Here is a 13,870-nt window from a genome sequence, read left to right as displayed (position 1 = left end):
CCGTTGTGCATAATTATGAAAAGAACTTGTATTATATTAATAGCCATTGTTTTAACACTTGTAATAGCGGGTATTTGGTTCTTTTATAAAAATGATATTAAGGAATATTATCAGACAAAAGATTTAATTCATTGGCAGAATAGTAACTTAATTACTTCGAACGATTTTGAGGCATCTGTGAATAAAAGTTCAAAGTTAAAAATCTATTGGTGGCACGGGTTAATTCTAGAATCTGATAAACGAAAAGTACGAACCGCTAAAGCTTATGCAATATTCGATAAAAGCAAATCGTGGATTAAAGATACTTCCAACTATGAATTTTCGGATAAAATGCGCAAATTGAATTTTGACCTATACGAGGCTTACGCAAGAGTTTTTAATGATAGTATTGACAAACTAAGATTTGACGAATATACTACATATGAGGATTTGGAATTAATTGGGGATGAACTTTACGAAGAGTTAAAAAGTCATCAAAAAATAATTTATGATAGCTACACAGATAATGAAGAACGGTATACAAAATGGCGACCGATAATTGATAGTTTGTTATTATATCGAACAAAATAACTATGCACAACACCGTATAAAAATAATTGCGGTTTAGTGCTAAATCAAAGGTCATTGCGTGTTTGTAACGTCTGATTTACCTTCGGAAAATCCTCGCATATAAACCCGCAACTATTCTTATACAAACACGTTGTAAAACATTTTGAAAAAAACTTTAAGAACCATAATTATTTTAATCCTTTTTGTAACCAATTCTGTTTTCGGACAAGAAAAGGTTATGATTAATGAGGACTGCATAAAATATGAAATCAATGATGAATTTCATAGGTATGATGATGTAGAGAAATCTCAGAATGACTTCAAGAACTTAAATTTAGTAATTGATAAAAATACTACATTGAGTATCGAAAACAGTTACAATGGTGGATTAATGGGTTACGACATTAATTTTAATATTAATTCTAACTTAGAAATAAAGAACGTGACCTATGACTTTTGGGATGATGTTATTGATTTAGATAATGTAATTACTTACGAAGTGTGTCAAGCAAATCTAAGTTTAAATCAAAATCCCTTTATAACACTTAAAGAATTACGTGGAAATTACAACTTAGAAATTGAGAAATATTGCAATGGATATATAGTTGAAAAAACAACTTATAAAGGAAAATTCAAAACTTTTAAAGGTTTAGACCCAAATTCAGAGAATTATAAATGGGTAACAAATAAAAGTATTGGTCTTAAAAATGTAAAAGACCCAAATGGAGTTTATCTTAGTCCTGAAAACCCACCTATTTTAATTTCAGATTCTAAATTATTAATAGAAGAGTTGAATAAAGTAAATGAATTCAGAGGTCAAAAAATAAAAGCATTTGTCGTAATTAATGAAAATGGTATGATTGAAAAAGAGCCAATCAGGTTTTCAATTAAATTATCCAGTGAATTAGAATCAAAATTAATTATGATGCTAATAAAATTTACTAAGTGGAATCCGGCTGTTATCAATGGAAAAACAGTCAAATCATCAATTCCGATTGTCATAAACACAGAGTAAAAAAACGTTTTACAACAACGTATATAGCTCATAGCTAATTAGTTGCTTAAACGAAGTAATCGCATATTTGCAAGTCCGCCAAATTTTTTAATTTGGCTTATTGATAAAAAAAGGTAATAAGAAAATTAAAAAATTGGCTTTAGCTTAACCGAAAAGTAATCGCTATTTTCACGCTACGAGCCATATACACAACCGTCAGACTGCGCAAAAACCTCGTGCTTTTATAGATTTTATCTTTTGAATTCAGTTAGATTTTCCGTAAATTAATAGTGTATTTCAAACACGATTAATATGGATTTTATACAAGGTTTTGACAGGAACCAGCTCCAAATGATTTCTTACAATGAAATGGTCTGTTCAAATTCTTGGGCACGCATTGTAGATTTGTTTGTCGAGATCCTGCCACTTCAGGAACTTGGTTTTGAAGATGTTCTATCGACTGAGGGTAGACCGCCCTATCAATCCAGCGACTTGCTCAAACTTTATCTCTACGGCTACAAGAATTCCATCCGCACTTCGCGAAAGTTGGAACAGGCCTGTAAGGTAAATCTGGAGGTCATCTGGCTATTAAAAGGCCTTCAGCCCTCTGCCAGGAAAATAGCCTATTTTAGGAAGAACAATGCAAAAGCCTTTAAAAAATCCTTCAGGTTTTTTGTCTCCCTGCTCAAAGAATGGAAACTCATAAAAGGCGAGGTCATAGCCATAGATTCCTTTAAGATCAGAGCACAGAATGCGCTTAAAAATAACTTTAACCAAAAAAAGATCGACCGGCATAAAGACTATATCGACACTAAAATTGCCGAATACGAACTAGCCCTGCAACTCGCCGACAGTAAAGAGGAGCGCCAGGAAATAGCTGGTAAAATAGGATACCAAAATACCAAAAAGCAGAACTACCAGAACATAGAAAATCAGTTAGAAAATACTGGCGAAAGCCAAATAAGCCTCACAGACCCTGATGCCAAAAGCGTTGTGCTGCACCGCAATATCATTAACGTGGGCTACAACATACAAGCTGGCTGTGATGCGGAGCATAAGCTCTTCGTCAATAACGATACTGGAACAGTAAACGACACTCACGCACTTTCCCCTATGGCCCTAGATGCGAAAGCACTGCTCGAAGTAGATCAAATGGATTGCCTTACAGACAAAGGGTACACCACTGGCAAACACATAGACATCTGTAATAAGAACAACATCACCACCTACTCTTCGCCCAAAGAACACTCTAGCCAGAAAAACGGCTTGTATGGCCTAGGCACTTTTCAATACGATCAAGATAGTGACACTTACACCTGCCCCAACAATCAGGTACTCACAACTACTGGAAACATCTATCATAAAGGAAATGTGAGAGTAAAGCATTATAAGAACTTCAAGGCCTGTAATGACTGTTCGATGCGTTCTAAGTGTACCAAGTCCAAAGTGGGAAGACTCGTAGAACGAAGCATCTATCAAGAAGCCATAGAAGCCAACAAAAAACGTGTGGAAGAAAATCCAGCTTATTATAGACTACGCCAACAAGTAACTGAACATCAATTTGGCACGCTAAAACGACAATGGGGATTTACCTTTACGCTTATGAAAGGCAAACAGAACGTTCTCTCAGAGGTCAATCTTATGATGATGTGTTACAATCTCAGGAGACTTATATCCATTCTGGGAGTAGAAGGGTTAAAGGCAAGGCTAAAAGGTCTTGGCTGTATTGTTTTGAGAATATACCGCCTCATTAAATGCCTTTTAAGACCTTTAAAATTATCGTTAGATGATTATGCTATTCAAGATACCCCTTTTAAAACAACCTATAATAGATACCATTTAGACAGAAAATCCTACATTTGAGTAAATAACAGAGTTCTTGCGCAGACTCCCGTTAGCAAACATATTGAAAAAAACCATTCTCATATTATTTATAATACTCACCTCTTGTTCATCATCAAGAATTGAACAAGTATCGCTGGAAGGCAGGTATAAAGCAAAAGTAGAAGAAGGTTTGATTGAAATTGTTTTAGAAAAGAATAACCGATTTAGTTTTAGGAACGTGATAGGTTTAATCGATAGTAAAAGTAAAGGAGATTGGATTTTAAAAGAAAATAAAATTATACTGAATAGCGACTCGACTTATTTGAAAAACAAAATATTTGTGGATGAAATCAAAACTGAAAGTGAACCATATTTTAAAATTCACTACCCAGATAAATTAGCAGCTTTTGGTGCCTATATTATATTTAATAATAAAAAAGAATTTGGCTACGCAATCAATGAAAGCGGAACAATAAATCTTCCAAAAGAACTAAAAACATCAAACTTCAAAATCAATAATTTAGGAATAGATTTTTTTTATGAAGTATTATCGGGAAACAGTTTTGATGTGACAATATATTTTGACGACCTTGGGAAGACATATTTTGAAAATGAAGAGTTTGTCCTTAAAAGAAATAAACTGATTTCAGAAGAGAAAACTGTATTCGTGAAAAGATGATGAAGAGAAATACGTTTGCTAACAATGCATATAAACAATGCGGGAGTTTTTGCTTAATTAAAAGTTCGGGTATATTGGGAGACCGCCGAATTTTTACAAATTCGACTTATTGCCAAAAAAATTAATAATCGAAATTTGTAAAAATCAGCTCGTGTCCGTCCGAAAGGCTAATGCCTTTATTCCTCCGCACTGCTCATATGCAGAGACGTTGTAATTAATACTAAAAAAAAATTGCGTATTCGATAAAATGTAATAACTTTGTATGTACATATATAAAGTTATGGAAACAGCAATTATTAAAATCGGAAATTCCAAAGGTTTGCGTTTAAGCAAAACAATATTGGAAAAATACAATATCAAGGACAAGGTCGAAATGATTTTGGAAAAAGGGCAGATAATCCTGAAACCAATCGATAGTCCGAGAAAAAATTGGGACAAAGCGTTTGCAAAAATGCGGAAAAACAATGACGACCGCTTATTGTTCAACGATGTATTCGAAGACGAAAACTTTGAGGAATGGAATTAAAACAATATTCCATCGTTCTCGTAAATCTAGATCCTACAATTGGCAGCGAAATCAAGAAAACACGTCCTTGTGTAATTTTATCTCCCAATGAAATCAACAAGTATTTGAATACAATCGTTGTAGCACCGATGACAACTAACCTGAAAAAATACCCGACCCGAATTCAGGTGGAACATAATGCTAAGAAAGGTATGGTTGCAATCGACCAGATTCGGACGATTGACAAATCACGGATAATAAAAAAGTTCGACCGATTAACAAAATCCGAGATTCAAAAATGTAAGGATATTATTCGTGAGACTTTCGTGGACTAAAAACAGGAACGGCATAGCATTGCGGGAAAGTACTAATGACAACAATGGCTATAACAAATAGGGCAGTAAGTGCTGAATTTAAAGCCTTGGGCTTGTTTGCGAAGTCCGCCAAATCTTTTGATTTGGCTTTTAGAGAAATAAAGATAAAACAAAATGCAAAAGCTTTCGCTAAGGGCTTAATCGGAAAGGTTTGTGCTTATCAACAGCCCTACTTGCCATAGCCAAACCGTTGCCATTAATTTTGAAAAAAAACAAATGAAAAGAATACTATTAATAACTTTACTAATTAGTCAAGGTTTAATTTTTGCACAAAATGAATCTAATTTTAGAGTTTATGAAAGCCCAATTTACAAAGACGAAGTAAAAACTGATAGCGTAAGAGCAATATATACTTCCAAATCAGGTAAAACTGGAGTAATAAGAAATGATAAAAAAGAAATTGTTTTTGATTTATTTGACGAGAGTCTTACAAACATTCACTCTAAATTAGTTGAGACTGACCGCAAAGAAACTTATATAGGAGATATTTTCTATAATAATGAGATAAATGTTTTTACAGAAACCTTTCCCGACAAAGATATTAAAGTACTTACTTGCTACGTTTTTAATCTTGAGGACAAAACAAACAAGAAGATTGAATTATCCTCAACGACAATAGATAAAAAAATGAGTTTATTTTCAAATGAAAAAGGCGCAGAATTTTCGATGTCACCAGATATGACTTCATTTTCAATTACTAATTATACAATTCACAGGGATGAAATTTTTTATCACATCAGCGTTTTTGACTCTAAAACTTATGAATTAATTTATTCTCAAGAAGTATCCCGAAATGAAAATAAATTCTATTCCTTATCCGAAATTCAAATAGATGATAATAAGAATGTCTTCTTATTGAGCGAATCATTTTATGACGAAGAAACACCGAGATTAAAAAGTGAAAAAAATAGAGGATTTATAGTAGAAAAATTTAGTGAATCTAAATACTCTAAATTGGACTTACATATAGAAAATAAATATATTAAGTCTTTGAAAGCAGTTTCAAATGACAATGAATATAATCTATACGGATTTTATTCGGACTCAGGCTTGAACGCGATAAAAGGTGTTTGTAATATTTTAATCGATATTGAAGACTTCGAGATTAAGGACAAAAAATTGCAAGATTTACCTACACAAATATATGCTGACTTATTTGGTTCTGATAAGGCAGAAAAGAAAAAAGGTAAAGAATTATTTGAATATAAAATTGATTATATCCTCAAAGACAACAAAGATAATGTCTATCTAACGGCAGAGCAATTTTATATTACTTATCAGAATAACCAAAAGGTTGAACATTATGACGACATATTAATAATCAAATTTAATCCGGAAGGCGATTTAGATTGGGGAAGAAGTATTTTTAAATATGATTACAAACCATCTTATAACGCTTTTGTTAAAAATAATAATATGCATATAATCCTAAATTCTGGAAAAAAATTGAAAGAATTAAACGACGGAAGAACTAAAACTTCAAAAGGCTTATTCGAGACTTCCGCACTTTATGATTTCACGTATAAAAGTACAGGAGATAGTGAAATATATAAAATTCAAAACAATAAAAACAATACATACTATCGACCAAACTTTGGTAATTATGTGAAAGGAAAATTTATTATGATTAGTGATTCTCGTAATGAACGTCAGTTCATGACATTAGAGTAGAAAAACTAATGGCAACAAAGTATATAAGCAATGCGGGAGTTTGTGCTTAATTAAAAGTTCGGGTATATTTGGGAACCGCCGAATTTTAACAAATTCGACTTATTCCCCAAAAAAATTAATAATCGAAATTTGTAAAAATCAGCTCGTGGCTTTCCGAAAGGCTATCGCCTTTTTTCTTCCGCACTGCTCATATACAGAGACGTTGCCAGTAATACGAGAAACAACCGAAAAACAATGCAGAAATTTTTTAACGTAGTAATAATTATATTCTCAATCATACTAAGTTTATTCTCGTTGATTGCTTTTGTATTTGTCCATTTAGAACTATCAAAACGGAATTTACAACTCGATTTAGAAGGCATTAATAATTACTTCGCCGAAATAACCAACTTCAAAGAACTTTTCGGAGCAACTATAACTTTAATACTTGCGTATTACGGTTTGAAAAGATTAAAAACAGCCGAAAAATCAAATCGTGATAAAGTAAAAACTGATAGGTTTTCTGATTGGAAAAGTATAACCGAACTCAGAATGAATGAGGTAAGAGAAAAGAATAAAATTTTCGTAAGAGAATTTAGTCGCTTAAGATATAATTTATTCAATGATATTTATGACAAGAAAATGTCAATAAAGAGCAAAAAGGAATTAGATATAATTTACGATAAACATTTCAATGACATAACCAGAGCATTTGAGGAAAGTAACGACGATTACGTTGGAATGGGCGGAATATATAGAACTGCTGATTCTACATACTTTTTTGATGATTTCTATTTCGTTTTTATTGGTTGCTTAGATAGTGCTTATGACGGAATGTATAATGATATAAAAAACCGATATTTATTAACTTTAGACGCGAATAGATTAATTGGAATAGAATTGCACAACGGAGCTTATACGAGACATACAGGTATCGTATAAAGTACTACTGGCAACATTGTATATAAAAAATAGCGCAAGTCTTTGCTAACACTTAGGCTTGGACATTTTTGGAAAGTCGCCAAATTTTTAAATTTGACGATTTCCAAGTAAAAAGATAAATAGTAAAATTTAAAAATCCGGCTTGTGTTTATCCGAAAATTTAACGCTTATTTTCAGCGCTACTTTTCATATACGGAGCCGTTACCACAAATTTGAGAAAAACATTCCGCTGATTAAAATGGGAAGAGAAAATTGGACAAGCGAAAAGATTTTTGAGCGATTATTGAATAATAAATCGCAGAAAACCTATTGGAATAATATCTCGGAATTGCGGAAACGAGCGAACAATGATGTTTTCAATCAAGCATATGTATTTGCCAAATCCAAAATTAACAAAAAGAAGATTATCGGAATAGACATTTTAGCACAATTAGGTTTTGACCCAAGATTAAGGCAAAAAGAAACAATAAAATTGTATTTCAATTTATTAGAAGAAAATCAAAATGACGATGTTTTGTTTTCCTTGTTTTTCGGTATTAGCCATAACAACGAAAAGCTGACTAACAATCAAGTTTTACAATTGATAAAGTTTAAAAACTCAAAAAATAATGATATCCGTTACAGTTTAGTTTCAGCAATTTCGGGAGTTGATAATCCAAAAGCTATTGAAACACTAATTGAACTTTCAGAGGACAATTATTCTTCAATTAGAAATTGGGCTACTTTCGGAATCGGAACTTTATGTGAGCGAAATAATGACCTAATTGTAAAAGCGTTGTGGAATAGAATTAAAGACAAACATCAAGAAACAAAACTTGAGGCAATAGTTGGATTAGCAAACAGAAAGCAAGTTGCTGTTAAAGAGCAAATAATTGAAGAATTAAAAAGTGGCGAATATGGAACTTTACTGTTTGATGCAATAGAAACGCTAAAGGACAAAGATTTTATACCACATTTAGAAAATAACTTGAAATCTGCTAAAAATGACAGCGGAATAAAAGAAGAATGGATAGTGGATTTAAAACAATGTTTGAATAAACTGAGCGCATAAAACGTGTGGTAACAATGTATAAAAAACATAGGGCGTTTGTGCTAAATCGAAAGGTCTGTGTGTATTAATGAAGTCCGCTAAATATAAAATTTGGCGTTTATAGAAGAAAAAATAAAAGCAAAATATTTATATTTAGCTAAGTAATAAACCGAAACGGTAGTGCTTATCAACTGCCCTACGTTTCTTATACCAAACGTTGTGCATAATTATGAAAAAAAAGTCTGTAATAATATTAACAGTAGTTTCTGGATTAATAATCCTAGCTATTTTCATTATATTCCAAAGCAGAATAAGTCATTACTTCACAACAAAAGATTTTATTTATTGGTCAAATAATACTGAAATTACACTGAATGATTTTCAAGGTAAAGTAAATAAAAACTCAAATTCAAAAATTTCTTGGTGGCACGGGTTGACTTTAACTGCAGAAGGTAATAAAGTGCAAAACGCAAAAGTTAGTGCAGTATTTGATAAAAGTAAATCTTGGGTTCGTGATACAACGGATTATAAAAATCAACTAAAACTTCAAAAATTACGATTTGACCTATATGAAAGTTTCGCAAGAAAATTCAATAAAAAAATTGATGAAATAAGGTTCAAGCAAAATGTGAAGTATCAAGATTTAGAAAAAATCGGAGACGAAATTTATGCAGAATTGGGATTACAAGATGATGCAGTTTTTGATTATGAAGATGAAATGACTACACAAGAACGAATAAAAACTTGGCGACCGATAGTAGACAGCTTGTTAAACGGCGGATAAAATAACTATGCACAACAACGCATATAAGCAATGCGGGAGTTTGTGCTTAATTAAAAGTTAGGGTATATTTGGGAGACCGCCGAATTTTTACAAATTCGACTTATTGCCAAAAAAATTAATAATCGAAATTTGTAAAAATCAGCTCGTGTCCGTCCGAAAGGCTAATGCCTTTCTTCCTCCGCACTGCTCATATGCAAATCCGTTACCATTAATTAAACAAATATGAACGAAATCAATTTGGAACAAGAAATTAGAGATGCTTCTAACCGAATTCAAGCAAGACAATCGGAAATTGAATCTGAATTGACAACTTTAGAGTCTAAAATTAAAAATTATACAAATTGGGCTTGGGGCTTTGTTTGGACAGGTATTGGATTGAGTGTTTTTTCTGTGATTTTTTATCTATGCAAAAATACTGATAAGGGTTTTGGGTTAAATTTATTAGGCGATTTTTTAGGAGGTAGCGTTGCCTCTGTTTGGGCATTAGCAGGATTATTCTTAATATATGTAGCATTTTTAGGCCAAAAACAACAATTACTGAATCAGCAACTTGAAATTATGTATAGTCAACTTGAAGTTAAATATACAAGGCTAGAATTAGCAGGACAAAAAGAAGAAATGATTTTACAGAATCAAACTTTACTAAATCAAAAATTTGAAAATACTTTTTTCCAACTTTTAACTTTATTCAATAATATCATAGACTCTCTTGATTTGAGAAGAAAAGACAATAACACCATTATAGCGACTGGAAGAGATTGTTTTGATAAATTCAATACTTCTCTGAACCACGCAACAAGGAATATTATTGGAGAAAACAGGAGTTTAGCTGAATCGACAATCGAAGAAGCTGTTAGAGCATATGATACGGTTTATGATAAAAACAAGTCGGATTTAAGCCATTATTTTAGAACTATTTATCACATTTTCAAATTTATTGACGATTCTAAAATTGATAATAAAAAACGATATGCTTCAATTGCGAGAGCTCAACTTTCAAGCTATGAACAAATTTTGCTTTTTTATAATTGCCAACACGTTAATGGTCTAAAAAAATTCAAACCATTAATAGAAAAATTTGCAGTTTTTAAAAATATCGATGAATCGTTGATTTTAAGCCCAAATCATTTCAATGCATATGAACCATCAGCACGCGGAAATAACTAATGGTAACAATTTATATAAAAAATAGCGCAAGTCATTGCTATAACAAAGGCTTGGGCATTTTTGGAAAGTCGCCAAATTTTTAAATTTGACGATTTCCTAAAAATAAAATAAATAGTAAAATTTAAAAATTCGGCTTGTGTATTATCCGAAAAGTTATCGCTTAATTTCAGCGCTACTTTTCATATACTAACCGTTACCATTAATTACTCCAAAAAACAAAATATTGCTTAATCTTGAGCTCCATATCTCTACCCAAACTATACTTGTATTCTTTAGGGAAATTTTTGGTGCTTATAAAAATTTCTAAGACTAATTTATAAGTATCTCTATAAACCGGTAACTCAGTATGTAATGCCATTTTTTAAAAATAAAAACCGACCGCTTACGCGGTACTATTATAAATAATTAAATTGATAAATAACTAAAAAGCCCGAACCGCACGCACGAAGACTGTGCCGTACTTAAAGCCGTTGGAATGATTACCACTGCTGAAATACTGAAACCACGCGATATTGCTATTGGACTCCGTAGAACTCCAGTAGAAACTACTAAATGCAGTAAACCCAGCGACAGCCTCTAAAGTTGCTTTATTTACATACATTTGGTTTAACTCATTTGCACTTGGTAAAAACCATTCAGGACCGAATGAACGGGCTGCTAAGGCAGCGGGAGCAGTTGGACAATCAGTTAGTATACCATTCGTATTAGTTATTCCATCTCCTATTTCTGCGCCAGAACCAGTAGGACCACTGGTAACATTCGGAACGCTTGGTAAATCTGTACCATCACAACCCCATCCTATAAAACCTGCAGAATCTGATAAAGCACATACCAAGCCATTATCTAAAGTTCCGTCACCATCCAAATCTATAGGGGTAGGGGCAACATAAAAAACAACACCACCTTCGAAAACATCTCCTATATTCGCCTCATCAATTAATCCATCGCAATTGTTATCCAAGCCATCGATGATTTCTGTTGCGTCTGGATTAATCGCTGCCTCATTATCATTACAATCGCCATCGCCTATACTGTAATCATCACCATCAAAATCAAGTTCGTTATCAACCCAAACGGCAACACCTCCAACAATCCTTAAAACCTGACCCTCTGTACCTCCAGTGGGAATACCGTTATCTGCGGTAGTGGCAGTGGTGGCTTGCAAAGAATAAGGCACACTCATAAACTGTGTCGTACCCATATCTAAAAAAGAGGCGTCTTGCTCTATATCAATTTCTACTTTTAAGGAGTGTGTATCGCTGCCCCAATCTATATCTGCAAACGTATCACTAGAGGTGCCATCTCCTATGGTAAGAATCACAATACCATTAGCGTCTGTTGTGGCGCCTGTATGTGTTTCTATATACACATTGGTGGGGCCTGTATCTGCAATGATAGTAAACCTTACATCTATGGTTTGGCTGGCTACGACTGCGCCCAAATTATCTTTAATTAAGGCTTTGTAGTTGATACCATCTTGGGCATACATTCCTACAGTAAATAAAAGTAATAGAGCTATTGAGATAACGTTTTTCATTATATTGGTTTTTTAGTAAGATTCGTGAGAAGTCAACTCAGAAAAAAGAGAAGCAGTAAAACTAGCCTTAATTAGTGCAGCAATTTAAGAAAAAAAAAAAAGAATTTAAAAAAAAAGTTTTGGTTGAGCGGCTTAAAGGGCGTGTCGTAAAAAATGGTAACAACGTATAAAATTCATGGCGCTAACCTATCAATAATTGAGTAATTAGAACAAATATTAGTAACTTGTACTTTCCGAAAAATACGAACTCGCTTGCCTTGCTGATTCGCACGCGGCTCAGTTAATTTGGAGAAAAGAAGAATATAGGTCGGTTTCGCCGCTTCCAGCTCACGAGAAAAGCGTGACTGTTCACGCTGCGCCAAGCGCCACGAATCTTATACAAAACCGTTACCATTAATTACTCCGAAAAAAATTAGTGTTTTATATTAAGTATTCAGTGCTTTAAGTTTATTGAACTTCGTGAAACTGTTGTTAACTGAAAAATGTGTCAACCATTTTTTAGAGAGTCTTTCTGATACATATAATTTGCGTAGTTTATAAGAGGTATAATGTCCCAGAATACCCAAATAAGAATTCATACTACTTAAAAACAATTGCTTTTCTGCGTTATTAGGGTTTATAGTATGCTCTAATAGTTTATTTTGATAGTGTATGGCGTCATAAAAATTTCCTTTGGTGCGCTTACTAACATAATTTCTATTGGGTTTTATAAAACCTCCTATATAGCTAATACCTTTGCTATAATGCTGCAAATATATTTTCTTAGGATGTAATTTTAAATGCAACTCCTTTTTTAAAAAGCTTGCTATAACTGGGATTAATCCCTTTAAATAGGTTTTGTTGGAATGAACCAATATAAAATCATCTACGTACCTTCCGTAATATTTAATACCCAATTGGTGTTTTATAAAATGATCAAAACTACTCATATACACATTGGCAAAAACCTGACTTGTTAAGTTTCCGATAGGTAAACCATAACCACGTTTTGCAGAAAACAAACTTTTATCTTTTGGTAAATCATCCCAATTACTTCGTTTTCCTTTTATAATGGCATTCTCTACAGGTTCGTTAAATAGTATGGTTTTACATAGGTTTAGATACAGCTTTTTGTCTGCTCCGTTATATTTAGCTGTAAATAATGTTTCAATTTTATCATATAAAATAGCTTTATTGATGTGCATAAAAAACCCTTTAATATCTAGCTTTAACACATAACAATCTTGCGTATAGTTTTTTGAGCATTTACGTATAAAACTATCTATTCTCTTAATACCAAAATGAGTGCCTTTAGCTTTACGGCAGGCATAACTATCGTAAATAAAATGTGGCTCAAATACAGCATTCATTTTTTGTATTAGAAAATGATGTACGACTCTGTCTCTAAAACTAGCTGCAAATATTTCGCGTTTAACAGGTTTGTCTACAATAAAAGCTATTGAACTGCTTGGTTTGTAACTGCCGCTTTCTATTTCTGTTTTTAAGGCAATAAGGTTTTCTTCCAAATTAAGCTCAAAAGCCAATGCATTTATAGTATTACGTTTGTTTTTTCGGCAACTGTAATACGCTTTAAACAAATCTACTAAAGGAATAATGTGCTTTTTTACCATAAATGTATTGCATAAAAAAGACGGCTAAAATGCCGTCTTTTTTTAAGAAAGTTTGAAAAGCCCGAACCGCACGCACGTTGTTTGTGTTGTTCTTATTGTTGTTGTTCTGATTACCATTGTTGAAATTCTGTTTCCACGCGTTATTGTTATTGTTCTCCGTAGAACTCCAGTAGTAATACAACACCTTAATTTTTGAACCATTACCGATTGGTAAGGAGCGCTATT

At 32.8% G+C, this 13,870-nt stretch carries 16 protein-coding genes; 12 read left to right on the top strand and 4 right to left on the bottom strand.

The annotated features are described in order from the left end of the window. The first annotated feature begins 15 nt into the window (after nt 1-15). From ABXT67_RS11310 to ABXT67_RS11255, 12 genes are all read left to right on the top strand, one after another. Nucleotides 16-570 (top strand): hypothetical protein, encoded by a 555-nt coding sequence (locus tag ABXT67_RS11310; protein WP_415374109.1) that lies wholly within the window; start codon nt 16-18, stop codon nt 568-570. Nucleotides 571-712: 142 nt separating this feature from the next. Beyond that, nucleotides 713-1,564, top strand: coding sequence for a hypothetical protein (locus ABXT67_RS11305; RefSeq protein ID WP_415374108.1), 852 nt, complete (start codon nt 713-715; stop codon nt 1,562-1,564). A 291-nt stretch (nt 1,565-1,855) separates the two neighbouring features. After that, on the top strand, nt 1,856-3,406 hold the full coding sequence (locus tag ABXT67_RS11300; protein ID WP_415374107.1) for an IS1182 family transposase: 1,551 nt from the start codon (nt 1,856-1,858) through the stop codon (nt 3,404-3,406). Between the two features lie 43 nt (nt 3,407-3,449). Continuing rightward, nucleotides 3,450-4,046 (top strand): hypothetical protein, encoded by a 597-nt coding sequence (locus tag ABXT67_RS11295; protein WP_415374106.1) that lies wholly within the window; start codon nt 3,450-3,452, stop codon nt 4,044-4,046. Between the two features lie 280 nt (nt 4,047-4,326). Next, nucleotides 4,327-4,572 carry an AbrB/MazE/SpoVT family DNA-binding domain-containing protein gene (locus ABXT67_RS11290; protein ID WP_415374104.1) on the top strand — a complete coding sequence of 82 codons (246 nt, stop codon included), beginning with the start codon at nt 4,327-4,329 and terminating at the stop codon, nt 4,570-4,572. Continuing rightward, complete coding sequence (locus ABXT67_RS11285) at nt 4,563-4,886, top strand: type II toxin-antitoxin system PemK/MazF family toxin (protein WP_091623306.1); 324 nt, start codon at nt 4,563-4,565, stop codon at nt 4,884-4,886. The genes ABXT67_RS11290 and ABXT67_RS11285 overlap by 10 nt, the downstream gene beginning before the upstream one ends. Nucleotides 4,887-4,930: 44 nt before the next feature. Then, nucleotides 4,931-5,107: a hypothetical protein gene (locus ABXT67_RS11280; protein WP_415374103.1), complete on the top strand. Its 177-nt coding sequence runs from the start codon at nt 4,931-4,933 to the stop codon at nt 5,105-5,107. A gap of 34 nt (nt 5,108-5,141) precedes the next feature. Then, nucleotides 5,142-6,596, top strand: coding sequence for a hypothetical protein (locus ABXT67_RS11275; protein WP_415374101.1), 1,455 nt, complete (start codon nt 5,142-5,144; stop codon nt 6,594-6,596). A gap of 234 nt (nt 6,597-6,830) precedes the next feature. Continuing rightward, complete coding sequence (locus ABXT67_RS11270; protein WP_415374100.1) at nt 6,831-7,517, top strand: hypothetical protein; 687 nt, start codon at nt 6,831-6,833, stop codon at nt 7,515-7,517. A gap of 238 nt (nt 7,518-7,755) precedes the next feature. Beyond that, on the top strand, nt 7,756-8,568 hold the full coding sequence (locus ABXT67_RS11265) for a hypothetical protein (RefSeq protein WP_415374099.1): 813 nt from the start codon (nt 7,756-7,758) through the stop codon (nt 8,566-8,568). Nucleotides 8,569-8,776: 208 nt separating this feature from the next. Beyond that, nucleotides 8,777-9,331 (top strand): hypothetical protein, encoded by a 555-nt coding sequence (locus ABXT67_RS11260; protein WP_415374098.1) that lies wholly within the window; start codon nt 8,777-8,779, stop codon nt 9,329-9,331. A gap of 222 nt (nt 9,332-9,553) precedes the next feature. Continuing rightward, on the top strand, nt 9,554-10,498 hold the full coding sequence (locus ABXT67_RS11255) for a putative phage abortive infection protein (RefSeq protein WP_415374097.1): 945 nt from the start codon (nt 9,554-9,556) through the stop codon (nt 10,496-10,498). A 199-nt stretch (nt 10,499-10,697) separates the two neighbouring features. On the opposite strand, the gene ABXT67_RS11250 is transcribed toward ABXT67_RS11255, so the two are convergent. The 4 genes from ABXT67_RS11250 to ABXT67_RS11235 form a co-directional block, all read right to left on the bottom strand. Further along, on the bottom strand, nt 10,698-10,856 hold the full coding sequence (locus ABXT67_RS11250; RefSeq protein WP_415374095.1) for a hypothetical protein: 159 nt from the start codon (nt 10,854-10,856) through the stop codon (nt 10,698-10,700). A 63-nt stretch (nt 10,857-10,919) separates the two neighbouring features. Beyond that, nucleotides 10,920-12,035 carry a MopE-related protein gene (locus tag ABXT67_RS11245; protein ID WP_415374094.1) on the bottom strand — a complete coding sequence of 372 codons (1,116 nt, stop codon included), beginning with the start codon at nt 12,033-12,035 and terminating at the stop codon, nt 10,920-10,922. 425 nt (nt 12,036-12,460) lie between these two features. Further along, nucleotides 12,461-13,645 (bottom strand): RNA-directed DNA polymerase, encoded by a 1,185-nt coding sequence (locus ABXT67_RS11240; RefSeq protein WP_415374093.1) that lies wholly within the window; start codon nt 13,643-13,645, stop codon nt 12,461-12,463. Further along, the gene (locus ABXT67_RS11235; protein ID WP_415374091.1) at nt 13,605-13,826 is read right to left on the bottom strand and encodes a hypothetical protein; all 222 of its coding nucleotides are present in this window, start codon (nt 13,824-13,826) and stop codon (nt 13,605-13,607) included. Before ABXT67_RS11235 ends, ABXT67_RS11240 begins: the two co-directional genes overlap by 41 nt. Between the last annotated feature and the right edge of the window lie 44 nt (nt 13,827-13,870).

The sequence above is a fragment of the Patiriisocius sp. Uisw_017 genome, assembly GCF_047731265.1.
GTDB lineage: Bacteria > Bacteroidota > Bacteroidia > Flavobacteriales > Flavobacteriaceae > Patiriisocius.
Note: the sequence above shows the minus strand (reverse complement) of the source record. Positions and strands in the feature narration are given on the sequence as shown.